The organism is Bordetella genomosp. 11, assembly GCF_002261215.1.
In the GTDB taxonomy this organism is placed as follows: domain Bacteria; phylum Pseudomonadota; class Gammaproteobacteria; order Burkholderiales; family Burkholderiaceae_B; genus Bordetella_C.
The window spans coordinates 2,671,349-2,693,598 of sequence record NZ_NEVS01000004.1 but is presented as its reverse complement, the minus strand read 5'-3'; the positions used below and the strand labels follow the sequence as shown (position 1 = coordinate 2,693,598).

At 65.4% G+C, this 22,250-nt stretch carries 20 protein-coding genes, 1 other RNA gene and 1 pseudogene; 15 read left to right on the top strand and 7 right to left on the bottom strand.

Annotation, left to right across the window (positions count from 1 at the left end; translation table 11 throughout):
* Positions 1 to 80: 80 nt before the first annotated feature.
* The 6 genes from CAL28_RS19775 to ompA form a co-directional block, all read right to left on the bottom strand.
* Complete coding sequence (locus CAL28_RS19775) at positions 81 to 296, bottom strand: hypothetical protein (protein ID WP_094842942.1); 216 nt, start codon at positions 294 to 296, stop codon at positions 81 to 83.
* 2 nt (positions 297 to 298) lie between these two features.
* The gene (locus CAL28_RS19770) at positions 299 to 1,000 is read right to left on the bottom strand and encodes an SOS response-associated peptidase (RefSeq protein ID WP_094842941.1); all 702 of its coding nucleotides are present in this window, start codon (positions 998 to 1,000) and stop codon (positions 299 to 301) included.
* A 123-nt stretch (positions 1,001 to 1,123) separates the two neighbouring features.
* Positions 1,124 to 1,515: a transfer-messenger RNA gene (ssrA, locus tag CAL28_RS19765) on the bottom strand.
* A 131-nt stretch (positions 1,516 to 1,646) separates the two neighbouring features.
* On the bottom strand, positions 1,647 to 2,330 hold the full coding sequence (locus CAL28_RS19760) for an HAD-IA family hydrolase (RefSeq protein ID WP_094842940.1): 684 nt from the start codon (positions 2,328 to 2,330) through the stop codon (positions 1,647 to 1,649).
* The gene (gene ubiG, locus CAL28_RS19755) at positions 2,327 to 3,049 is read right to left on the bottom strand and encodes a bifunctional 2-polyprenyl-6-hydroxyphenol methylase/3-demethylubiquinol 3-O-methyltransferase UbiG (RefSeq protein ID WP_094842939.1); all 723 of its coding nucleotides are present in this window, start codon (positions 3,047 to 3,049) and stop codon (positions 2,327 to 2,329) included. The genes CAL28_RS19760 and ubiG overlap by 4 nt, the downstream gene beginning before the upstream one ends.
* 162 nt (positions 3,050 to 3,211) lie before the next feature.
* A complete protein-coding gene (gene ompA, locus CAL28_RS19750; protein ID WP_094842938.1) occupies positions 3,212 to 3,829 on the bottom strand; it encodes an outer membrane protein OmpA in 618 nt (205 codons plus the stop codon).
* Between the two features lie 488 nt (positions 3,830 to 4,317).
* Here ompA and gyrA point away from each other — a divergent pair, with 488 nt between their 5' ends.
* The 15 genes and pseudogenes from gyrA to cysM all read left to right on the top strand — a co-directional run bounded on the left by gyrA (position 4,318) and on the right by cysM (position 21,019).
* The gene (gene gyrA, locus CAL28_RS19745) at positions 4,318 to 6,975 is read left to right on the top strand and encodes a DNA gyrase subunit A (RefSeq protein ID WP_094842937.1); all 2,658 of its coding nucleotides are present in this window, start codon (positions 4,318 to 4,320) and stop codon (positions 6,973 to 6,975) included.
* Positions 6,975 to 8,105: a 3-phosphoserine/phosphohydroxythreonine transaminase gene (gene serC, locus CAL28_RS19740; protein ID WP_176464042.1), complete on the top strand. Its 1,131-nt coding sequence runs from the start codon at positions 6,975 to 6,977 to the stop codon at positions 8,103 to 8,105. Before gyrA ends, serC begins: the two co-directional genes overlap by 1 nt.
* Complete coding sequence (pheA, locus tag CAL28_RS19735) at positions 8,098 to 9,183, top strand: prephenate dehydratase (RefSeq protein ID WP_094842935.1); 1,086 nt, start codon at positions 8,098 to 8,100, stop codon at positions 9,181 to 9,183. The genes serC and pheA overlap by 8 nt, the downstream gene beginning before the upstream one ends.
* A gap of 69 nt (positions 9,184 to 9,252) precedes the next feature.
* On the top strand, positions 9,253 to 10,377 hold the full coding sequence (gene hisC / locus CAL28_RS19730) for a histidinol-phosphate transaminase (RefSeq protein ID WP_094842934.1): 1,125 nt from the start codon (positions 9,253 to 9,255) through the stop codon (positions 10,375 to 10,377).
* The gene (locus CAL28_RS19725; protein WP_094842933.1) at positions 10,374 to 11,273 is read left to right on the top strand and encodes a prephenate dehydrogenase; all 900 of its coding nucleotides are present in this window, start codon (positions 10,374 to 10,376) and stop codon (positions 11,271 to 11,273) included. Before hisC ends, CAL28_RS19725 begins: the two co-directional genes overlap by 4 nt.
* 50 nt (positions 11,274 to 11,323) lie before the next feature.
* Complete coding sequence (aroA, locus tag CAL28_RS19720; RefSeq protein ID WP_094842932.1) at positions 11,324 to 12,658, top strand: 3-phosphoshikimate 1-carboxyvinyltransferase; 1,335 nt, start codon at positions 11,324 to 11,326, stop codon at positions 12,656 to 12,658.
* A pseudogene (cmk, locus tag CAL28_RS19715) lies at positions 12,655 to 13,335 on the top strand ((d)CMP kinase); the annotation flags it as partial. The gene aroA and the pseudogene cmk, both read left to right, overlap by 4 nt.
* Before the next feature lie 183 nt (positions 13,336 to 13,518).
* On the top strand, positions 13,519 to 15,258 hold the full coding sequence (gene rpsA, locus CAL28_RS19710; protein ID WP_094842930.1) for a 30S ribosomal protein S1: 1,740 nt from the start codon (positions 13,519 to 13,521) through the stop codon (positions 15,256 to 15,258).
* A gap of 6 nt (positions 15,259 to 15,264) precedes the next feature.
* Positions 15,265 to 15,627, top strand: coding sequence for an integration host factor subunit beta (locus CAL28_RS19705; protein ID WP_094842929.1), 363 nt, complete (start codon positions 15,265 to 15,267; stop codon positions 15,625 to 15,627).
* Between the two features lie 281 nt (positions 15,628 to 15,908).
* Positions 15,909 to 16,232, top strand: a complete 324-nt coding sequence (locus CAL28_RS19700) for a LapA family protein (protein ID WP_094842928.1) — start codon at positions 15,909 to 15,911, stop codon at positions 16,230 to 16,232.
* 63 nt (positions 16,233 to 16,295) lie between these two features.
* On the top strand, positions 16,296 to 17,516 hold the full coding sequence (gene lapB, locus CAL28_RS19695; RefSeq protein ID WP_094842927.1) for a lipopolysaccharide assembly protein LapB: 1,221 nt from the start codon (positions 16,296 to 16,298) through the stop codon (positions 17,514 to 17,516).
* A complete protein-coding gene (gene rfaE1, locus CAL28_RS19690) occupies positions 17,513 to 18,451 on the top strand; it encodes a D-glycero-beta-D-manno-heptose-7-phosphate kinase (protein ID WP_094842926.1) in 939 nt (312 codons plus the stop codon). The genes lapB and rfaE1 overlap by 4 nt, the downstream gene beginning before the upstream one ends.
* Positions 18,448 to 19,443, top strand: a complete 996-nt coding sequence (gene rfaD, locus CAL28_RS19685) for an ADP-glyceromanno-heptose 6-epimerase (RefSeq protein WP_094842925.1) — start codon at positions 18,448 to 18,450, stop codon at positions 19,441 to 19,443. The genes rfaE1 and rfaD overlap by 4 nt, the downstream gene beginning before the upstream one ends.
* A 118-nt stretch (positions 19,444 to 19,561) precedes the next feature.
* Positions 19,562 to 20,035, top strand: coding sequence for a ComEA family DNA-binding protein (locus CAL28_RS19680; RefSeq protein WP_176464040.1), 474 nt, complete (start codon positions 19,562 to 19,564; stop codon positions 20,033 to 20,035).
* A gap of 72 nt (positions 20,036 to 20,107) precedes the next feature.
* Positions 20,108 to 21,019 carry a cysteine synthase CysM gene (cysM, locus tag CAL28_RS19675; RefSeq protein WP_094842924.1) on the top strand — a complete coding sequence of 304 codons (912 nt, stop codon included), beginning with the start codon at positions 20,108 to 20,110 and terminating at the stop codon, positions 21,017 to 21,019.
* Here cysM and mltB read toward each other — a convergent pair.
* Positions 20,992 to 22,245: a lytic murein transglycosylase B gene (gene mltB / locus CAL28_RS19670; RefSeq protein ID WP_094842923.1), complete on the bottom strand. Its 1,254-nt coding sequence runs from the start codon at positions 22,243 to 22,245 to the stop codon at positions 20,992 to 20,994. The genes cysM and mltB overlap by 28 nt on opposite strands.
* Positions 22,246 to 22,250 lie beyond the last annotated feature (5 nt).

The window sequence follows — 22,250 nt, the reverse complement described above, 5'->3', positions numbered from 1 at the left end:
TGGCGTGCAGGTCATCGTGCGTGAGGGGCTTGGGGGCTGGCATGGTCGGGGGAAATACTGGACGGTCATCCAGTGTATCGTTACGCAAGATCGAAGGCCGCACGGATTTTGTCGCCGGCAGTACCGTCCTCATCCGTGTAGCTGTCACCAATAAATGCGCAGTAACCGACGACCGTTCGCGTGTACTCCAGTAGTTCAGATGTCATTTCGCTGCCCGGTGGCAGAAGGCCGGCGGCCGCGGCGATGGTCGCCAAATCCGCCCGGGAGAGCGCACATGGCTCACTGCGAGGATGCATGGCTATTCCTCCGGGTTGGCGCCGGCGGTCTTCACGACCGGTTCAGCTACCAGCTCATCCGCAGGGTAGGGCAGCAGGTAGTCGCGGATGTCGCCGGCACCGGTCAGCCAGTCGCCGTAGGCGCCGTCCGGCAGGATCACGACCATGCGCTTTTCGTCCTTCGCCTTGTGGTAGTCCCTGAATAGCGGATGCTGGTCGGCGTTGATGGTGAGCATAGTGAAGCTCTCGATCCATTCCCCGGCCGGGGAGCGCCATTTATCCCACAGGCCGGCGATGCCCAGGGGCGCGCCGTCGGCCCTGGTGAACCTAGTAGGCGTTGGGTTCTTGGCCAGGCCTGCATCGACGGCGCGCCAGTCCGGCTCGAACACGTTCTCGGCCGGGATCAGGCACCGCTGGCCGCGGCGCCAGGCATTCCCGAAGGTGAAGGACTTGGCGGCTGTCTCAGATCGCGCGTTGTACGTGGACAGCTTTTGCGCCTTGTCGGTGTTGTCGGGCCTCGTCATGGCCGAAATCAGCCCCCAGCGCCCGACGACCGCCTCCCGGTCCGGCACGGCCTCGTCGCCCGATTCCCATTCCGGTGGCCGGCGCACGAAGACGCCCGGGTACCGCGGCCACATGTCGGCCTTCGGGATCGGGATGCCGCGCGCACGGAAATAGCGCTCGAGCTGTTCGGCCTTTTTCAGGGCGGTGTAGTGGGAGCACATCGTTCTAGACCCCGTGTGAATTCGGTGTGAATCACGTGTGAAACGCTGGACAGTCATGGACAGAAAAGGGCGGTCCGGTGCTACCCGTCCGCCCTGTCTGTCACTGGCTAATGCTGTCTAATCTGGTGGAGCCGGGGGGAATTGAACCCCCGTCCGCAAGCCCTCTGCAGGCAGTTCTACATGCGTAGTCGATCTATTTGGTTTTAACCCCGGACTTAGCCAACCGACAGGCCGGCCCGAAGCGAGTCATGTGATTTAAGCGCGGACCGTCAGACCCCAGTCCATGCCGATTCTTTGTTCGATGACACTGCTGCGGTTCGAGGTTGCCCCCTAGGAAGTTTTACCTTCCTCCGCCTGACCCAAAGACAAGTCAGTGCAGCGGCTCATTAAGCGTTAGCGGCTTGAGCGAAGAACGCGTCGTTGGCGTTTGTAGTGTTCCAGTGGATTTACGAGCTGACTGGTGCTCGGCATGCCCTGCGCTGTTTCGCGACCCACGTCGAATCCGGATCGGCCCCAGTACTTTCATTGTACTCTGATTGCCATCCGCCCGCGCCGCGCTCCCCGTGCCGGTGAGCTCCGGCGCGCACCGGATTTCCATGGTTGTTGGGCCAGCTCGCCGGATTTCAAGGCCCTTCCGGGCGGACGCTCAATCCGCTGCGCGGGCCCGCGCCGGCAGCACGCTTTCGATAGCGTCCCACAGTACGTCCGGCGAGTCTGCCCTGGCGTCGGCCTCCCACAGGGTGATGTCGTGGTCGCCGCCCAGATAGCCATAGCCCGCCGCGACAGCGGGCATGCCGGCGGCGTGGGCGGCCTGTACATCCCGCAGGTCGTCGCCGACATAGACGCATTGCGCGGCGTCATAGCCGGCGTCCCGCGCGGCATGCAGCAGGGGATCCGGATAGGGTTTGGAGCGGGGCGCCGTATCGCCACAGACCAGGGTGGCGGCCGTATCCATCAAGCCCAGGAATTCCACAATAGGCAAGGTCAGGTGCGTCACCTTGTTTGTGACGATGCCCCAGGCATGTCCTTGATTGCGGATATGGCGCAGCAGTTCGGCGATCCCCGGAAACAGGCGCGTGTGCACCGTTGAGCTGGCGGCGTAGTCGGCCAGGAATTGGGTGCGGGTCTCCTCGAATTCCGGGTGGTCCGGCATCATGCCCAGCGCGACGCGCAATAGTCCCCGGGCGCCCTGGGAGGCGACGGGGCGCAACAGCTCGTAGGGCATGGGATCCAGGGCCCGTCGCAGCCGCTGCTTGTTGGCCGCCGCGGCCAGGTCCGGCGCCGTGTCGGCCAGCGTGCCATCGAAGTCGAACAGGATCAGCGCGGTCATTTGCGGGTTGCCATCAGGTAGTTCACGGATGCGTCCGTGGATAGCGCGTAGACCTGGGTCAGTGGGTTATACGTCATCCCGGCGATCTTGACGGGCTCCAATTGCGCCGCGCGGGCCGACGCGGCCAACTCGCTCGGCTTGATGAAGTTCTCGTAGCTATGGGTGCCGCGCGGCAGCAGCCGCAGCACGTACTCGGCGCCCAGGATGGCGTAAAGAAAGGATTTGGGGTTGCGGTTGAGCGTGGAAAAGAAGACCCAGCCTCCCGGCTGCACCAAGGCGGAGCATGCCCGGATGACGGACGCAGGATCGGGCACGTGCTCCAGCATTTCCATGCAGGTGACGATGTCATACCGTCCCGGTTGCTCCTGTGCCAGCTGTTCCACTGGCACGGCCCGGTACTCTACCTTGATGCCGGATTCCAGGCCGTGCAGGCGTGCCACTTTAAGGGACTTTTCGGCCAGGTCGATGCCGGTGACTTCCGCGCCTTCGGCGGCCATGCTTTCGGACAGAATGCCCCCGCCGCATCCCACATCCAGGATGCGTTTGCCCGCCAGACTGCCCACGGTCTGGCGGATCCAATCCAGGCGCAGCGGATTGATGGCATGCAGCGGTTTGAATTCGCTGTCCGGATCCCACCAGCGCGCGGCCAGCGCGCTGAATTTTTCCAGCTCGGCCTGGTCGGCGTTGGCGGGGGGAGCAGAGGAGGGCGTAAGCGTCATGGCGGGAACGGCTGGATGATGGATATCTATATATTAGAGGACGGGGCGGCGCGTCGCGGCTGACGATGGCCGATCCGCCCCCAGGGCAGGGGCCGCCCCTGAAAAAGGACGAAAAAAAAGGCCTCGCTTGCGCGAGGCCCTTCATTGTAGCTTTCGCTACGCTTACTTCGCGGGCTGACCCATGTCGCCAGCGCGACGGGTACCGACGATTTCCAGTTCCACGCGGCGGTTCTTGGCGCGGCCTTCCGCAGTCTTGTTCGACGCGATGGGCTGCGACTCGCCCTTGCCTTCCGTGTAGATACGGTCGGCCGGGATACCCTTGCTGACGAGGTACGCCTTGACCGCCGCGGCGCGACGCTGCGACAGGGCCAGGTTGTACTTCTCGGTACCGATCGAGTCGGTGTGGCCGACGGCGATGATGGTTTCCAGGTTGATGGTCTGGGCTTGCTGAGCAACTTGATCCAGCAGCTTCTTGCCTTCCGGCTTCACGACCGACTTGTCGAAGTCGAAGAACGTGTCGGCGTTGAAGACGACCTTGGACGCCATCGGCGTGGGGGCCGGAGCCTTGGGAGCGGCCTGCGCTACCGGCACGCCGTCACAACCGGGGATGCCAGTGGCGGGGGTCCAGAACGCATCACGCCAGCACAATTCGTTGGTGCCGTTTTTCCACACGTTGCCGAACGGGTTGCGCCAGTTGTCGACGGTCTGGGCCGAGGCTGCACCGGAGGCCGTAACGGCGGCAAACGCGAGCGCCAGAGCGAATTTGGAGGGTTTGTTCATGTTTCTCCTCGTTGAGCTTGAAGCTGGATAAGTGACTCGCAGCGAACCCCCGCCGCTATCAGGAAAACGGGGCCAGTATAGCAACGCCAAGAATAGGTTCAAAGGATTGCGACTGGGTTTCCTGCGTGCTGGAAACAATCTTAAGGCATTTGTCGTGCCCTGACCCGTGCATTCATGCCCGACTGGACCATTTCGCCGCCCAGTCCTTCCCCGGTGTTGGTTTTTGGCAACAGGGCATGCGGGGCCTGGAAAGGCGCCGGATGAGCATGCGCCCGCCGCGCATCCCGGGCGGTCGCGAACGGCGCGTCCCCGTCCTTGGGGGCTCGCAATGATAGAATTTCCTGTTTCCCCGACGGCCATGTCGCGCGGCGCGGCGTGCCGCTCCCTGCCGCGCAAGGTGCCAGTTCCTGGCCGGTCGGGCGGGTCACCAAGTTGCCACGGGTCGCCACGGGCCAGGGCTTCACTCGAGTCGCCACCTACTTATATATATGGATTCCTTCGCCAAGGAGACGCTTCCGGTATCGCTGGAAGAAGAGATGCGCCGCAGCTACCTCGATTACGCCATGAGCGTGATCGTGGGGCGCGCCCTGCCGGACGTCCGGGACGGCCTCAAGCCGGTGCACCGGCGCGTGTTGTTCGCCATGCACGAGTTGAACAACGACTGGAACCGCGCCTACAAGAAATCGGCGCGTATCGTCGGCGACGTGATCGGTAAATACCATCCGCATGGCGACCAGGCCGTCTACGACTCGATCGTCCGCATGGCGCAGGACTTCTCCCTGCGTTACATGCTGGTGGATGGGCAGGGCAACTTCGGCTCCATCGACGGCGATAATGCCGCGGCGATGCGGTACACCGAAATCCGCCTGGCGAAGATCGCGCACGAGCTGCTGGCCGACATCGACCAGGAAACCGTGGACTTCGGCCCCAATTATGACGGCAGCGAAAAAGAACCGCTGTTGCTGCCGTCGCGGCTGCCCAACCTGCTCGTCAACGGCAGCTCCGGCATCGCGGTGGGGATGGCCACCAATATTCCGCCGCATAACCTGCAGGAAGTGATCGACGGTTGCCTGTATTGCCTGCGCAATCCGGACTGCACCGTCGACGAGCTGATCGAACTCATTCCCGCGCCCGATTTCCCCACGGGCGGCATCATCTACGGCCTGTCCGGCGTGCGCGAGGGTTATCGCACCGGCCGGGGCAGGGTCGTGATGCGGGCCAAGACCCATATCGAGGATATGGAGAAGGGCAACCGCCAGGCCATCGTGATCGATGCCATTCCTTTCCAGGTCAATAAGAAGACGCTGCAGGAACGTATCGCGGAGCTGGTCAACGAGAAAAAGATCGAGGGCATCTCCGATATCCGCGACGAGTCGGACAAGGACGGGATGCGCCTGGTCATCGAGCTCAAGCGCGGCGAAGTGCCAGAGGTCGTGCTGAACAACCTCTATAAGAATACGCAGTTGCAGGATACCTTCGGGATGAACCTGGTGGCGCTGGTCGACGGCCAGCCCCGCCTGCTCAACCTGAAGCAGATGGTGGAATACTTCCTGCAGCATCGCCGCGAAGTGGTGACGCGCCGCACGGTATTCCAGTTGCGCAAGGCCCGCGAACGCGGCCATGTGCTGGAAGGCCTCGCGGTGGCGCTGGCCAACATCGACGAATTCATCGCCATCATCAAGGCGGCGCCCACGCCGCCGGTGGCCAGGCAGGAACTGATGGCGCGCTCCTGGGATTCGTCCCTGGTGCGTGAAATGCTCGCGCGCGCGGACGGCGATACCCCCGGCGGCATCGCGGCCTACCGTCCCGACGACCTGCTGCCCAGCTTCGGCATGCAGCAGGATGGCCTGTACCGACTCAGCGATACCCAGGCGCAGGAAATCCTGAACATGCGCCTGCAGCGCCTGACGGGGCTGGAGCAGGACAAGATCGTCGGCGAATACAAGGAAGTGATGGCCACCATCGCCGACCTGCTCGACATCCTGGCCAAGCCCGAGCGCATCACCAGCATCATCAGCGACGAACTGCAGGCGATCAAGGCCGAGTTCGCCACGGCGGCCAAGGATGTGCGTCGTTCGGAAGTCGAGCTCAACGCCACCGAACTCGATACCGAAGACCTGATCACACCCACCGACATGGTCGTGACCCTGTCGCATGGCGGCTATATCAAGAGCCAGCCCTTGTCCGAATACCGCGCGCAGAAGCGCGGCGGCCGCGGCAAGCAGGCCACGGCGATGAAAGACGACGACTGGATCGATCAGCTGTTCATTGCCAATACCCACGATTACCTGCTGTGCTTCTCGAATCGCGGCCGGGTGTACTGGCTCAAGGTCTGGGAAGTGCCGCAGGGTACGCGTACCTCGCGCGGCAAGCCCATCGTCAATATGTTCCCGCTGGTCGATGGCGAGAAAGTCAACGTGGTGCTGCCCGTCAAGGAATTCAGCGACGACCACTATGTCTTCATGGCGACTACGCGCGGCACGGTGAAGAAGACCCCGTTGTCGGATTTCTCCAACCCCCGCAAGGCCGGCATCATCGCGGTCGACCTGGACGAGGGCGACTACCTGATCGGTGCCGACCTGACCGACGGCAAGCATGACGTCATGCTGTTCTCCGACGCCGGCAAGGCCGTGCGCTTCGACGAGAACGACGTGCGTCCGATGGGCCGCAACGCGCGCGGCGTGCGCGGCATGATGCTGGAAGACGGCCAGAGCGTCATCGCCATGCTGGTGGCCGGCGACGAAGAGCAGAGCGTCCTGACCGCTACGGAGAACGGCTTCGGCAAGCGCACCTCCATCACGGAATACACGCGCCACGGCCGCGGCACCAAAGGTATGATCGCCATCCAGACCAGCTCGCGCAACGGTAAGGTTGTCGGTGCCGTGCTGGTCCAGCCCGAACACGAGATCATGCTGATCACGACGGGCGGTGTGCTCGTCCGTACCCGCGTCGCGGAGATCCGCGAAATGGGCCGCGCCACGCAGGGTGTGACGCTGATCAGCGTGGACGATGGCAGCCGCCTGTCCGGCGTGCGCCGTGTGGTGGAAAGCGATGCCGACCTCGATAGCGAGGCGGAAAGCGACGATGCGCAGCCGCCGGCCGACTCGACCGACGGAGACACAGCGACTGAGCCGACGGAGGAATAATGGCGCGTCCCTGGAATTTCTCGGCGGGGCCTTCGGCCCTGCCGGAGCCCGTACTGCGGCAAGCGGCCGAGGAAATGCTCGATTGGCACGGCAGCGGCATGTCCGTCATGGAAATGAGCCATCGCGGCAAGCAATTCGTGCAGATCTGCGATGAGGCCGAACAGGACCTGCGCGATCTGCTGGCGGTGCCGGACGACTACGCGGTCATGTTCATGCAAGGCGGCGCAACGGCGGAAAACGCCATCGTTCCGCTGAACCTGATCGGTCGACGGGGCGCGGCGGCCGCCGATTACGTGCTGACCGGCCAGTGGTCGGTGAAGTCGCACAAGGAAGCTTCCAAGTACGGCGATGTGGCGATCGCGGCCAGCAGCGGGACGGAAGTCCAGCTCGATGGCAAGGCGCAGAAGGCGTGGACCTGGGTACCCCCCGTGGAAAGCTGGAAGGTGCGCAAGAATGCCGCCTACCTGCACTTCTGCAGCAATGAAACCATCGGCGGGGTCGAGTTCACCGACTGGCCCACGGCGGCGCGGCTGGGGGTGGACGACGTTCCGCTCGTGGTGGACGCATCCTCCCATTTCCTTTCGCGTCCCATGGATATCGGCCGCACCGGCATGGTCTATGCCGGCGCGCAGAAGAACGCCGGGCCGGCCGGTGTGACGGTGGTGGTGGTGCGCCGCGACCTGATCGGCCACGCGCTGCCCATTTGTCCGGCGGCCTTCGACTATGCCAACGTGGCGCCGGAGCACTCGCGCTACAACACGCCTCCGACCTACGCCATTTACATCGCCGGCCTGGTCTTCAAGTGGATCAAGGCACAGGGCGGCGTCGCGGCGATGGAACGCGCCAGCATCGCCAAGGCCGAGCTGCTGTACGGCTATCTGGACAGCACCGCTTTCTACCGCAATCCCGTCCACGTCCCCGTGCGTTCCCGCATGAACGTGCCCTTCATCCTCGCCGACGAATCGCTCAACGAGGCTTTCCTGAAAGGGGCCGACGAGGCCGGATTGACCCAGCTCAAGGGCCACAAGAGCGTAGGCGGCATGCGCGCATCGATCTACAACGCCGTGCCGCTGCAGGCCGTTCAGGCGCTGGTGGCCTATATGCAGGATTTCGAGCGACGCCATGGCTGATTCCCTTGCCGAAAAGTTGCGCCCGCTGCGCGAGCGCATCGATGCGCTGGATGCGCAGATCCTGGAGCTGCTGACCTTGCGCGCCCGCACGGCCATCGAGGTCGGCGAGGTCAAGCATGCCGAGAACGCCGATGGCCCGGTGTTGCGCCCGGACCGCGAGGCGGAAGTCATCCGCCGGCTGCAGCTCATGAACGCCGGCCCGATTCCCCGCGAAGCGGTGGCGGCCGTCTGGACTGAAATCATGTCCGCCTGCCGCGGCCTGGAGCGCGGATTGACGCTGGCCTACCTGGGGCCGGAGGGGTCCTATTCCGAACAGGCCGCGCTGGAGCATTTCGGCCATGCGGTGAACCGGTTGCCCTGTCCGTCGTTCGACGAAGTCTTTCGCGCGCTGGAAGCCGGGCAGGCCGATGTGGGCATGGTGCCGGTGGAAAACTCCACCGAAGGCGCCGTCAACCGCACCCTGGATCTGCTGCTGAATACCTCGCTGACGGTCATGGGCGAGCGCTCGCTCGTCATTCGGCATTGCCTGATGTCGCAGAGCGGCTCCCTGGATGGCGTGAAGACCGTAATGGCGCATCCGCAGGCCCTGGCGCAGTGCCAGCTCTGGCTGAGCCGCAATCATCCGGAACTGGCGCGCTCGGCCGCCTCCAGCAATGCCGAAGCCGCGCGCGTCGCGGCGCAGGATCCCACTGTCGCCGCCATCGCCGGCGAATCGGCTGCGTCCAGCTGGGGCCTGCACGTGATCAGCGCCGGTATCCAGGACGACCCGCACAACCGCACGCGCTTTCTGGCGCTGGGGACGATTCCCACCCAGCCGACCGGCAACGACAAGACCAGCCTGATCATGGCGGTGCCCAACCGCGCCGGCGCGGTGTACGAAATGCTGGCACCCCTGGCGGAAAACAAAGTGTCGATGACGCGCTTCGAGTCCCGTCCCGCGCGCACGGGCCAGTGGGAATACTATTTTTACGTGGATGTGCTGGGCCACGCGCAGGATCCGCACGTCGCCCGTGCCTTCGAGGCCCTTCGCTCGCAAGTGGCTTTCTTCAAACTCCTCGGGTCCTATCCCGCGCAATGAAGGGCGGCATCGCCGCACGCGGCGCTCCGGCACGGCCGGGCCCCGCGCGCGGCGCAAGCCCAATCCGCTATGACTGACACGAACAAAACCCTGGCCGCCCCGGCCCACGTAAGCGCCATCGCGCCTTATCAGGCCGGCAAGCCCATCGAAGAACTCGCGCGCGAGTTCGGCCTGGATCCGGCGACCATCGTCAAGCTGGCGTCCAACGAAAATCCCTTGGGCATGCCCCAGTCCGCGCGCACCGCGATGCTGGCCGCCGCGAATGCCCTGGGCCGCTACCCGGACCCCAACGGCTTCGAACTGAAGTCCACGCTATGCCGGCTGTATGGCGTTCCGATGGACTGGATCACGTTGGGCAACGGATCCAACGACATCCTGGAACTTGTCGCCCTGGCGCTCCTGGAAAAGGGCACTTCGGCGGTATACGCGCAGCACGCGTTCATGGTGTACCGGCTGGCCACGCAGGCACGCGGCGCGCGCCACATCATGGTGCCGGCGCGCGATTACGGGCATGACCTGGACGCCATGCTGGACGCCATCGCCGACGATACGCGCGTGGTGTTCATTGCCAACCCGAACAATCCCACCGGTACCTTCCTGCCGGCGCCGCGCGTCCAGGCCTTCCTGGAACAGGTGCGCGAGCGCCACGGCGAGCGTGTCGTGGTGGTGCTGGACGAGGCCTACAACGAATACCTGGACCCGGAATACCGTTTCGACAGCGTGGCCTGGGTGCGCGAGTTTCCCAACCTGATCGTTTCCCGCACGCTGTCCAAGGCCTACGGGCTGGCGGGCCTGCGTGTCGGATTCGGCATATCGCAGCCCGCCCTGACGGACCTTCTGAACCGGGTGCGCCAGCCTTTCAATGTGAATACGCTGGCCCAGGCCGCGGCCGTGGCGGCACTGCAGGACCGCGATTTCCTGGAGCGCTCCTACCGCCTCAACAAGGAAGGCAAGGCGCAGCTGTGCCAGGCTTTCGACACCTTCGGCCTGGAATACGTGCCCAGCTACGGCAATTTCGTATTGGTGCGCGTGGGCGACGCGGCGCGCATCAACCTTGAATTGCTCAAGCGGGGGGTGATCGTGCGGCCGGTCGTCGGCGACGGCCTGCCGGAATGGCTGCGCGTCAGCATCGGATTGCCGCAGGAAAACGCGCGTTTCATCGATGCGCTCGGCGAAGTCCTGAAGTCATCATGACGGCCGGGCCCGCTGACGCACGCGTGCCGGCGCCGCCGATTCCAGTACTGGCCGTGGTGGGCGTCGGCCTGATCGGCGGATCCTTCGCGGCCGCCTTGCGGCGGGCGGGCCATGTGGGGCGGGTCCTGGGCGTGGGCCGCAACGGGCCATCGCTGGAGCGCGCGCGCGAACTGGGCCTGATCGACGAAGCGGTGGACGCCGCCGAAGCCGCGGCGCGGGCCGACCTGATCATGCTGGCGGCCCCGGTGGGCACTTTCGGGGCCATACTGGCCGAAATGCGGGCTGCTTTGAAGCCCGGCGCCATCGTGACCGACGCCGGCAGCACCAAGGTGACCGTCGCGCAGGCGGCGCGGGCGGCGTTGGGCGAGCGCGTCGCCAGTTTCATTCCCGGGCATCCCATTGCCGGCGCCGAGAAAATCGGCCCTGACGCTGCCGATCCAGGTCTTTATACTGGGCGCAGCGTTATCCTGACCCCGCTGCCGGAAAACCTGGCGGCCGACGTCGCGCGTGTGCGGGCCGCCTGGGAAGCCTGCGGCGCCCGCGTGCTGGACATGGATGCCGCCGAGCACGACCAGGTGCTGGCCTCGGTCAGCCATATGCCGCATTTCCTGGCGGCCGTATACGTGGCGCAGGTCGCGCGCAGCGCGGACTGCCGGCGGCGGCTTGCCATCGCCGGAACGGGGTTCCGCGACTTCACCCGCATCGCGGCGGGGTCGGCGGAAATGTGGCGCGATATTTTCCTTTCCAACCGTGCCGCGATGAAGGCGGAACTGGCGCAGGTGCGCGCGGTGCTCGACGAAGCGGAACAGGCGCTGGACGCCGGCGACGGTGCGGCGCTGGAAGCATTGCTGGAAGAGGCGGCGCGGTTCCGGCGGGACTGGAAGCCGGGGCACTAGGCCCGCGCGCCGGGCGACTGACTACGGTTTACGACAGGACACGGGCTTACATGAGCGGAGCTTCTTTTCTCGATCTGCCGCGCGCGGTCCAGGCGCGGGGCACGGTATCCTTGCCGGGGTCCAAGAGTATTTCCAACCGGGTGCTTTTGCTGGCGGCGCTGGCGGAAGGCACCACGGAAATCTCCGGCTTGCTGGATTCCGACGATACCCGCGTGATGCTGGCTGCGTTGCGCGCGCTGCGGGTCACATTGGATGAGCAGGGTGAAGGGCGGGTCACGCTGCGGGGCGCCGCGCGCTTTGCGCAGCCGTCGGCCGATCTTTTCCTCGGCAATGCCGGCACCGCCGTGCGCCCGCTGACGGCCGCCCTGGCCCTGATGGGCGGTGACTACCGCATTTCCGGCGTGCCGCGCATGCATGAGCGGCCCATCGGCGATCTCGTCGATGCCCTGCGCGCGCTGGGCGCGCGCATCGACTACACCGGCCAGGAAGGCTATCCGCCCTTGCATATCGGTAGCGGCACGCTGGGGACGCATGGGCCCGTGCGCATGCCGGGTGCCGTTTCCAGCCAGTTCCTGACCGCCATGCTGCTGGCCGCTCCCATCTATACCAACACCGTGGGCGAGCCCCTGGTGATCGAGATCGTCGGCGAGCTGATTTCCAAGCCTTATATCGAAATCACCCTGAATTTGATGGCGCGCTACGGCGTGACGGTCCAGCGGGACGGCTGGTCGCGCTTCACCGTGCCGGCCAATGCCTGCTACCGCAGCCCCGGCCGCATCGCGGTCGAGGGCGATGCCTCGTCCGCGTCGTATTTCCTGGCGCTGGGCGCCATCGGTGGCGGCCCGGTCCGGGTGCAGGGGGTAGGGCGCGACAGCATACAGGGTGACGTGGCCTTTGCCCGGACCCTGGAGTCCATGGGCGTGCGCATCGAGTTCGGCGCCGACTGGATCGAGTCGAGCGGTGTCCGGGTCGCGCGCGGCGAAACCCTGCGCGCCTTCGACGCGGATTTCAACCTGATTCCCGATGCCGCCATGACGGCGGCCGCGCTGGCCCTGTTCGCCGACGGCCCCTGCCGGCTGCGCAACATCGGCAGTTGGCGCGTCAAAGAAACCGATCGCATCCACGCCATGCAGACCGAGCTGGCCAAGCTCGGCGCCGGCGTGGCGTCGGGGCCCGACTGGCTGGAAGTGACGCCGCCCGCGCCGGATGCCTGGCGCGACGCCGAAATCGAAACCTGGGACGACCACCGGATGGCGATGTCGATGTCCCTGGCCGCCTTCGGGCCGGCCGCCGTCCGCATCCTGGATCCGGGATGCGTCAGCAAGACCTTCCCCACGTATTTCGACGTATATGCCGACCTGGTCGGCGGCGAGGAGCCAGTATGACGCAGGCAGACGATACGACCCGGGACACCGTCGCGGCGCCGCCCCCCGTTATCGCCATCGACGGCCCCACCGCCTCCGGCAAGGGGACGGTGGCGCACGGCGTCGCCCGGCGCCTGGGCTGGACGGTGCTCGACAGCGGGGCCCTCTACCGCCTGACGGCGCTCTCGGCGCTGGAACAGGGCATCGCGCCGGAGGACGAGGCCGCCGTGGCCGAGGCAGCCCGCACGCTGCCGGTGCGTTTCGACGGCCCGCATATCTATCTGGACGGCCGCGAGGTCGGCTATGACATCCGCCAGGAGCGGGTCGGCAATTTCGCCTCGCGGGTGGCGGCTTTCGGATCGGTGCGCCAGGCCCTGCTCGACCGCCAGCGCGCCTTTCGGCGGGCCCCCGGCCTGGTGGCCGACGGCCGCGATATGGGCACGGTGGTCTTCCCCGACGCGGCGCTCAAGGTTTTCCTGGTCGCGGATGTGGAAGCGCGGGCGGAAAGAAGGCGTAAGCAGTTGATGGAAAAGGGTATTTCTGCTAATCTTGAAGACCTTCTGCGAGATATGCGCGAGCGCGACGCCCGCGATACCCAGCGTTCGGTGGCGCCTCTGGCGCCGGCTGCGGACGCCAAGGTATTGGATTCGTCGAAAATGACGGCTCAGGAAACGGTGCAAGCCATACTCGATCTCTGGAACGGCCCGCGTGGCGGTGCGCTCAAGCCCGGCGCCGCGGGTACGGCAGGGAAAGCAAAAGGTTTTTCCGGTGCCGCCGGGAATATCGCTCCCAGATAGCGCTGTTCGCGTCGGTTTTTGTTCCACTCCGCTGGTACGGGCAAGCCGTGCTGGCGTGCACATACAACCAGGCCATCCTGGCCTATGGATTTCAATTCAATGTCTTCCAATCCCTCTACTGCTGTCCTTGACGCCATGGGCAGTGAAAGCTTTGCCGACCTGTTTGCCCAAAGCCTCAAGAACCAGGACATGAAGTCCGGCGAGGTCATCAGTGCCGAAGTCGTGCGTATCGACCACAACTTCGTCGTCGTCAATGCTGGGCTGAAGTCCGAAGCGCTGATTCCGCTGGAAGAATTCCTGAACGATCAGGGCGAAGTCGAAGTCAACCCGGGCGATTTCGTCTCGGTGGCCATCGATTCGCTGGAAAACGGCTACGGTGACACCATCCTGTCGCGCGACCGCGCCAAGCGCCTGTCGGCCTGGCTGCAGCTCGAGCAGGCGCTGGACAACGGCGAACTGGTCACCGGCACCATCACCGGCAAGGTGAAGGGCGGCCTGACCGTCATGACCAATGGCATCCGCGCGTTCCTGCCGGGTTCGCTGGTCGACCTGCGTCCGGTCAAGGACACGACGCCGTACGAAGGCAAGACCCTCGAATTCAAGGTCATCAAGCTGGACCGCAAGCGCAACAACGTCGTGCTGTCGCGCCGCCAGGTGCTGGAAGCCAGCATGGGCGAAGAGCGCCAGAAGCTGCTCGAAACCCTGCACGAAGGTGCGGTGGTCAAGGGCGTGGTCAAGAACATCACCGACTACGGCGCGTTCGTGGACCTGGGCGGTATCGACGGTCTGCTGCACATCACCGACATGGCATGGCGCCGCGTGCGTCACCCCTCCGAGGTCCTGCAGGTGGGCCAGGAAGTGGAAGCCAAGGTCCTCAAGTTCGACCAGGAAAAGAGCCGTGTCTCCCTGGGCGTCAAGCAGCTGGGCGAAGATCCGTGGGTGGGCCTGGCCCGTCGTTATCCGCAGGGTACCCGCCTGTTCGGCAAGGTTACCAACCTGACCGACTACGGCGCGTTCGTCGAAGTCGAAGCCGGTATCGAAGGCCTGGTGCACGTGTCCGAAATGGACTGGACCAACAAGAACGTCGATCCGCGCAAGGTTGTCACCCTGGGCGAAGAAGTCGAAGTCATGGTCCTGGAAATCGACGAGGACCGTCGCCGTATCTCGCTGGGCATGAAGCAGTGCCGCCAGAATCCGTGGGAAGAGTTCGCCACGAACTTCAAGCGCGGCGACAAGGTCCAGGGCGCGATCAAGTCCATCACGGACTTCGGCGTGTTCGTCGGCCTGCCCGGTGGCATCGATGGCCTGGTGCACCTGTCCGACCTGTCCTGGACGGAGTCCGGCGAAGAAGCCGTGCGCAACTTCAAGAAGGGCGACGAGATCGAAGCCGTGGTTCTGGGCATCGACACCGACAAGGAACGCATCTCGCTGGGCATCAAGCAGCTGGAAGGCGATCCGTTCAACAACTTCGTCGCGACCCATGACAAGGGCGCGGTCGTTCCTGGCACGATCAAGTCGGTCGAGCCCAAGGGCGCCGTGGTGACGCTGTCGGTGGACGTCGAAGGCTATCTGCGCGCGTCCGAGATCTCCTCGGGCCGTGTCGAAGACGCCACGACGGTGCTGAACGCCGGCGACAACATCGAAGCCATGATCGTCAACGTCGACCGCAAGACGCGTTCGATCCAGTTGTCCATCAAGGCGCGTGACAACGCCGAAACCGCGGATACGATCCAGCGCATGTCTGAAGCCAGCGCTTCGTCGGGTACCACCAACCTGGGTGCCCTGCTGAAGGCCAAGCTGGACCAGCAGCGCAACGACGGTTAAATCGTTGTGACCAAGTCGGAGCTTATCGCCGCCTTGGCGGCCCGCTATCCACAGCTGGCCGCCCGCGATACCGATTTCGCCGTGAAGACGATTCTCGATGCGATGGCCCAGGCACTTGCCGCGGGCCAGCGTATCGAGATCCGGGGCTTCGGCAGTTTTTCGTTGTCGCGGCGTTCCCCGCGCATCGGCCGCAATCCCAAATCCGGCGAACAGGTATTGGTGCCTGGTAAACAGGTACCGCATTTCAAGGCGGGCAAGGAACTTCGCGAACGTGTCGACCTGGACAGCACCGACGAGGCTTCGTCGAATGCTGCCGGCGACAGCGTGGAAACCGCGGTGTCGGGCGTGGGTGCCCACGCGATGCTCTGATCCGGCCGGCGGCGCATGCCGCCGTGACCGGGCCGGTGTCTTCGCCGTGCCATGCAGCCAGGCCTCCGCCGGCATTCCTCGTTGGGTCTCTCCGTCGGGTCTCTCCGATAGCAGGCAAAAAAGCCACCGTGAACCGGTGGCTTTTTTTTGCCCCGCGCGTGCCGAAAGGCAAAAAGTCGTCCCGGGCCGTCAACGAGACCGCCGGCACATTCGATGAGATTGGGGTGACCGGGACAAAGCGCGCTTACAATCCCGATATCGAACCCTGTGGAGCTCGCGTCATGCGCTATTTCGTCTGGGCGCTGCGATTGATCGTATTCGTCGCGGTGCTGATGTTCGCGCTCAAGAACACCAACCCTGTCCAGGTCAATTTCTACGGCGACTACATCATGCACGATGTGCCGCTGATCGTGGTCATGCTGGTCACTTTCGTGGTCGGTGCCATCTTCGGGCTGTTGTTGACCGTACCCGCGGCGATGCGCCGCCGGCGCGAAGCCGTGCGCCTGCGCAAGGAACTGGACCGCGTGCAGGCTGCCATGAGCAATCAGGCCGGCCAGCCGGCCAATGTGCCGCCGGAAGCCATCGCGCCGATGTCGCCCCTGTGATGCCGATGACCGTTTTCATTGCCGCGCTGCCGCGCGTGTCCCAACCCTGCATGAGCGAGCGCCGTGGATTTTGAACCCTGGTGGTTGATTTTCGTCCCCCTGTTGTTCGCGCTGGGCTGGCTGGCGGCGCGTTTCGATATCCGCCAGATGCTGTCGGAAACCCGGGTCCTGCCGGACTCCTACTTTCGCGGCCTGAACTTCCTGCTGAATGAAGAGCCGGACCGCGCGATCGACGCCTTCGTCGAAGTCGCCAAGCTGGATCCGGAAACCACGGAGCTGCACTTCGCCCTGGGCAGCCTGTTTCGGCGTCGCGGCGAAATGGAGCGCGCCATCCGGGTGCATCAAAGCCTGCTCAACCGCGCGGACCTTCCCGTCGCGCAGCGCGAGCATGCCCAGCACGAACTGGCCCAGGACTTCCTGAAGGCGGGCATGCTGGATCGGGCGGAGGCCGGCTTCAAGCAACTGCGCGATACGCGTTATTCGCTGCCCGCCCTGCGCTCGCTGATACGCATCTACGAATCGGAACACGACTGGCCGCGCGCCATCGATGCCGTCAAGACGCTGCGCGGTCTGGTGGATGAGCCGGTGCCCCAGCTGGTGCACTACCACTGCGAGCTGGCGCAACAGGCCATGTCCACGCAGCCGCCGGACATCGACGCCGCGCTGACCGCCCTGGACGCGGCCGACCACGCGGCCAGCATCGCGGGCGAGGGCAATACGCCCAGTAAAGGCTCGCTGGTGCGGATCTCGATGCTGCGTGCCCGGCTTGCCGTCCTCGAGGGCGACGCCAAGCGCGAGCGCCTGCACCTGGAGTCCGTCCTGACCGACGAACCGGAATACGCGGGCCTGGTGGCAGAGTCCCTGCTCAACAGTTATCGGGCGAATAACAGCGCCGAGGCGGCGCTCGACCTGCTGCAAAAGCAGTACGCCAAGTATCCGTCGCTGGATCTATTCAACGTGGTATTCCGCGAATTGCGCGCGTTGCAGGGGGCGACGCCGGCCTGGGCCTTTGCCCGTGCCGCGCTGCGCCATCATCCCTCGCTGCTCGGCCTGGATCGCCTGCTGGAAGCCGAACTGGCCGCTCCCGGTGGGGACGGCGAAGTCAGCCCGGTGCCTGGAGCCGACCTTACCCTGCTGCGCAGCCTGATCCACAAGCATACCCAGCGCCTGGACCGCTATGCCTGCCGTTCCTGCGGTTTTCAGGCGCGCCGTTATTATTGGCAATGTCCTGGCTGCAACGCATGGGAAACCTATGCGCCGCGCCGTTTGGAAGAACTTGAATGAGTGCATTTCCCGTTGGCGACATTTCGCGTCGCCGCATCCTTGTCGTAGGCGACGTGATGCTGGACCGTTATTGGTTCGGCGAGGTCGATCGCGTGTCGCCGGAGGCGCCGGTACCCATTGTCCGCGTGGCGCGCCGCGAGGATCGCCTGGGCGGGGCTGCCAACGTCGCGCGCAACGTGGTCAGCCTGGGCGGGCAAGCCACCCTGATAGGCGTGGTCGGCGCGGACGAGGCGGGCGAACGGATACACGCCCTTGCGCGCGATGCCGGCATTGTCCCGGCGCTGGTCGCCGACGCCGGCCATCCCACGACGCTGAAAATGCGCGTCCTGGGGCGCCAACAGCAGTTGCTGCGCGTGGATTTCGAGGAGTCCCCCCGTGCTTCCGCCCTGGACGCATTGGGCGCGGAATTCGAACGGCACCTGGCCGGCCACGATGTGGTGGTCCTGTCCGACTATGCCAAGGGCGCATTGACGCGCGTGCCGCAGCTCATCCAGAGCGCCCGGGCCGCCGGCGTCCCTGTGCTGGTGGATCCGAAAGGCGACCACTACGATACCTATCGTGGCGCGACGCTCGTGACGCCCAACCGATCGGAAATGCAGCAGGCCGTGGGGCGATGGACGTCCGAGGAAGACCTGGCCGCGCGTGCCCAGCGCCTGCGGAGCGACCTGGCCCTGGAAGCCCTGCTGGTGACGCGCTCGGAGCAGGGCATGACGCTTTTTACGAACGAGGGCAGCGAGCACGTGGATGCCCAGGCGCACGAAGTTTTCGACGTTTCGGGCGCGGGCGATACCGTCCTGGCCACGCTGGCGGTGACGCGCGCGGTCGGCATGCCGTGGCCGCTGGCCATGCGCTGGGCCAACCGTGCCGGGGGCGTGGTGGTCGGCAAGCTGGGCACGTCCACCGTCAGTGCAAAGGAATTGGGAGACCTATCATGATCGTCGTTACCGGAGCGGCAGGCTTCATCGGCAGCAACCTGGTGCGCGGTCTGAACCGGCGCGGCATCCAGGAAATCATCGCGGTGGACGACCTGAGCGATGGCGACAAATTCGTCAACCTGGCGGATTGCCGTATCGCGGACTACATGGACAAGGACTACTTCCGCCAGTTGGTCACCCGGCGCGCCTTGCCGAACGTCAAGGCCGTGTTCCACCAGGGCGCATGTTCCGATACGACCGAGCGCAACGGCAAGTACATGATGGACAACAATTACCGCGTAACGCTGGAATTGTTCGACTACTGCCAATCGGAATGCGTGCCCTTCCTGTATGCGTCCTCGGCGGCCACCTATGGCGGCTCGTCGGTCTACGCGGAAGACCCGGCCAACGAACATCCCCTGAACGTCTACGGCTACTCCAAGCTGCTGTTCGACCAGGTGCTGCGCACGCGGCTGTCCGGCTTGACGGCACAGGTGGTGGGCCTGCGTTACTTCAACGTCTATGGCCCGCATGAACAGCACAAGGGCCGCATGGCCTCCGTGGCGTTCCACAACATGAACCAGTTCCTGGCCGAGGGCCATGTGCGATTGTTCGCGGGGTGGGACGGGTATCCCGACGGTGGCCAGAGCCGCGACTTCATTTCGGTCGAAGACGTGGTCGCGGTCAACCTGCACTTCCTGGACAACCCGAAGACCTCGGGCATCTTCAATTGCGGCACCGGACGCGCCCAGCCGTTCAACGATGTGGCGATGGCCGTGGTCAACACGCTGCGCGAAGAGCAGGGCGAGCCCGCGCTTGCCCTGGAGCAGCTCGTCAGCCAGGGGTTGATCCGCTACATCCCATTCCCCGATGATCTCAAGGGGCGCTACCAGAGCTACACCCAGGCGGACACCAGCCGCCTGCGCGCGGCCGGCTTCGACCAGCCCATGCGCGACGTGCAGACGGGCGTGGCGGAATACGTGCGCTATTGGCGGGCGCGCAAGCAAGCGTAGATTCCCGGGTGGACCTTTGCGTTCACTCGCGGTCCGCCCCGGACGGCGGCAAGCGATGATGGCCCTGGCGTTCCAGACGCCACCCATCAACGCCTTTCACCCGCTGTCCGGAGGCTACATGAACCCTTTTCTGCATAATCCCGTGGCGACCTTCCAGGCGCCGCCTGCCCGTATCGCGGCGCCGCGCATGGCGGCGCCGCGGCGATCGCGCTGGCAGCGCGCGTTCGGCCGGCTGGCGCTGGCCGCCGGCCTTTCGCTGGCGGTCCTGCCGGCCCAGGCGCTGGATGTGAACAGTGCCACGATCGACCAGTTGCGCGCCATCCGCGGTGTCGGGCCGAAAACGGCCGAAACCATCGTCAAGGAACGCGAACGCGGCGGGCGCTTCGAGTCCATGGAAGACCTCTCCGACCGCGTCCGCGGCATCGGGCCGCGTCGCGTCCAGGCGCTGGAGGCCGCCGGCCTGCGCGTGACGGCCGGCCAGGCTGCTCCCGGCATCCGCCCGTCGACCGGCGCCGCCACGGCCAGCGGCGCAGCCGGCCGCAACAACAAGGCGACGCAGCCCGCCCGCGTGCCACCACGCGGCGCTCACTGAGCTCCCGCGCGTATCCCTGGCGCCGACGCGGCCTTCGCGTCGGCCATCCGGGCACGGGGTTATAGTTGGAGCATGAAAACCGTCACCTATCCCACCGTCGAACAGACAGTCGGCAATACCCCGCTGGTGCGCTTGCAGCGCATCCCCGGGGCCGATAATGCCGCCCGCGGCAATATCATCCTGGCCAAGCTGGAGGGCAACAACCCGGCCGGCTCGGTCAAGGACCGGCCTGCCTTGTCCATGATCCGCCACGCGGAAGCGCGCGGCGAAATCAAGCCGGGCGATACATTGATCGAGGCCACCAGCGGCAATACGGGCATCGCGCTGGCCATGGTGGCTGCGATGCGCGGCTACCGCATGATCCTGATCATGCCTGACAACCTTTCGGTGGAGCGCCGCGCCGCCATGACGGCCTACGGGGCGGAGTTGATCCTGACCCCCGCCGACAAGGGCGGTATGGAATACGCGCGCGATCTCGCCACGGCGATGCAGAGCGAAGGCAAGGGCAAGGTGCTGGACCAGTTCGCCAACCCGGATAATCCGCGGGCCCACATCGAGGGCACCGGGCCGGAGCTCTGGACGCAGACCGAAGGCGGCATCACCCATTTCGTCAGCGCGATGGGTACCACCGGCACCATCATGGGCGTGTCCACATATCTGAAGGCGCGCAATCCGGCGATCCAGGTCATCGGCGCGCAACCGGAGGAAGGCTCGCAGATCCCCGGCATACGCAAATGGCCGGAAGCCTATCTTCCCGCCATTTTCGACCGCGGCCGGGTGGACGCTTACGAAAACATCAAGCAGGCCGACGCGGAAGAGATGTCGCGCCGGCTGGCGGCCGAAGAAGGCATTTTTGCCGGGATCTCCTCAGGCGGCGCCCTGGTCGGCGCGATGCGCGTGGCCGCCCGCGTCGAAAACGCCACCATCGTTTTCATCGTCTGCGATCGGGGCGACCGCTACCTGTCGACCGGCGTATTCAACTGAGCCGACCGGGCCGCCACGGCGGCCATCCGTGCCTGGATGGCCGCGCCCAGGTCCGCCACCGACGTCGCGTAGAAATAGCTGTGGTTGTACTGCGTCAGGGCGAAGAAATTCACCGTCCCCGTACGATATTCAGCGGTGCCGGCGGACTCTTCCGGCAAGTCGATGACGCCCAGCATGCCTTGTTGCCAGCCGTTATCCGCGACCGGTATTCCGTTCGGGTTCAGGGTGGCTCCGGCGGCTTGCAATTGCGGCCATGTGCGAGTCGGTGCCAGGCCGCCGTCCACCAGCCGGCCGGCATCGGGCGGCAGCGCGACGGGCGCGAACACGGGACGGCCTCTTTCCCAGCCATGCTGCACCAGGAAGTTGGCGACCGACAGAATGGCGTCACGGGGATTGTTGGTCAGGTCGATGTGGCCGCTGCCGTCGCCGTCGATCGCATAATTCATGATGCTGCCCGGCATGAATTGCGGCATGCCGATGGCGCCCGCGTATGACCCCTGTGTTTGCAGATCGAGTTTGCCCTGCAGCACCAGCGTCAGGAAATCCGCCAGCTGCGATTGGAACATCTGCGCGCGCTCGGGCTTGGAGGGATCGGGATAGTCGAAGGCCAGGGTCGATAGCGCGTCCAGGACGCGGAAATTTCCCATATTGCGGCCGTACAAGGTCTCCACGCCGATGATGCCGACAATGATGGCCGGCGGAACCCCGAAACGCTGCGCGGCCTGGTTCAGGGTGTCGGCGTTGTCTTGCCAGAACTCCACGCCCCAGCCGATGCGCTTGGGTTCCACCACGCGAGCGCGATACGTCATCCAGCTGCGCGACACCTTGCGGCCGGGCGCCGGCGCGATCAGCCGCGCCACGGTGGGGCTGTAGCGCGCATCCGCCAGCGCGCCGGTCAATTGGGACGCCGGCAAGCCGCGCTCGCCGGCCAGTTGCTGGATGAACGCCTGCACGTCGGCGCGCATGCGCCCGTCGGAAGCCGCCACGGCGGATCGCTGCTCATCCGCCGGCACGGCGCCGCCTTCGCTGCCTATCGTCGATGCGGAGCCTTCGCCGGGCGGCGGGCCGATGCGGATACGCGGGACCGACGCGTCCGGCGCCGCGGGGATCCCGGCCTGGGATGCCGACGACCCGGCGGCGTGGGCAGGGCCATCCTGCGCGGTGGAGCAGCCCGTCAATAGGGCGGTAATCAGTCCGAGTTGCAGTAATTGCCGACAGGTGAACATAATCT

Coding starts and splice junctions, on each gene's coding strand:
- rfaE1 (WP_094842926.1), top strand. CDS start 17,513: ATGAGTGCATTTCCCGTTGGCGACATTTCGCGTCGCCGCATCCTTGTC.
- CAL28_RS19700 (WP_094842928.1), top strand. CDS start 15,909: ATGCGCTATTTCGTCTGGGCGCTGCGATTGATCGTATTCGTCGCGGTG.
- rpsA (WP_094842930.1), top strand. CDS start 13,519: ATGGATTTCAATTCAATGTCTTCCAATCCCTCTACTGCTGTCCTTGAC.
- CAL28_RS19770 (WP_094842941.1), bottom strand. CDS start 1,000: ATGTGCTCCCACTACACCGCCCTGAAAAAGGCCGAACAGCTCGAGCGC.
- hisC (WP_094842934.1), top strand. CDS start 9,253: ATGACTGACACGAACAAAACCCTGGCCGCCCCGGCCCACGTAAGCGCC.
- gyrA (WP_094842937.1), top strand. CDS start 4,318: ATGGATTCCTTCGCCAAGGAGACGCTTCCGGTATCGCTGGAAGAAGAG.
- aroA (WP_094842932.1), top strand. CDS start 11,324: ATGAGCGGAGCTTCTTTTCTCGATCTGCCGCGCGCGGTCCAGGCGCGG.
- ompA (WP_094842938.1), bottom strand. CDS start 3,829: ATGAACAAACCCTCCAAATTCGCTCTGGCGCTCGCGTTTGCCGCCGTT.
- CAL28_RS19760 (WP_094842940.1), bottom strand. CDS start 2,330: ATGACCGCGCTGATCCTGTTCGACTTCGATGGCACGCTGGCCGACACG.
- pheA (WP_094842935.1), top strand. CDS start 8,098: ATGGCTGATTCCCTTGCCGAAAAGTTGCGCCCGCTGCGCGAGCGCATC.
- cysM (WP_094842924.1), top strand. CDS start 20,108: ATGAAAACCGTCACCTATCCCACCGTCGAACAGACAGTCGGCAATACC.
- ubiG (WP_094842939.1), bottom strand. CDS start 3,049: ATGACGCTTACGCCCTCCTCTGCTCCCCCCGCCAACGCCGACCAGGCC.
- rfaD (WP_094842925.1), top strand. CDS start 18,448: ATGATCGTCGTTACCGGAGCGGCAGGCTTCATCGGCAGCAACCTGGTG.
- CAL28_RS19680 (WP_176464040.1), top strand. CDS start 19,562: ATGAACCCTTTTCTGCATAATCCCGTGGCGACCTTCCAGGCGCCGCCT.
- CAL28_RS19775 (WP_094842942.1), bottom strand. CDS start 296: ATGCATCCTCGCAGTGAGCCATGTGCGCTCTCCCGGGCGGATTTGGCG.
- mltB (WP_094842923.1), bottom strand. CDS start 22,245: ATGTTCACCTGTCGGCAATTACTGCAACTCGGACTGATTACCGCCCTA.
- serC (WP_176464042.1), top strand. CDS start 6,975: ATGGCGCGTCCCTGGAATTTCTCGGCGGGGCCTTCGGCCCTGCCGGAG.
- CAL28_RS19725 (WP_094842933.1), top strand. CDS start 10,374: ATGACGGCCGGGCCCGCTGACGCACGCGTGCCGGCGCCGCCGATTCCA.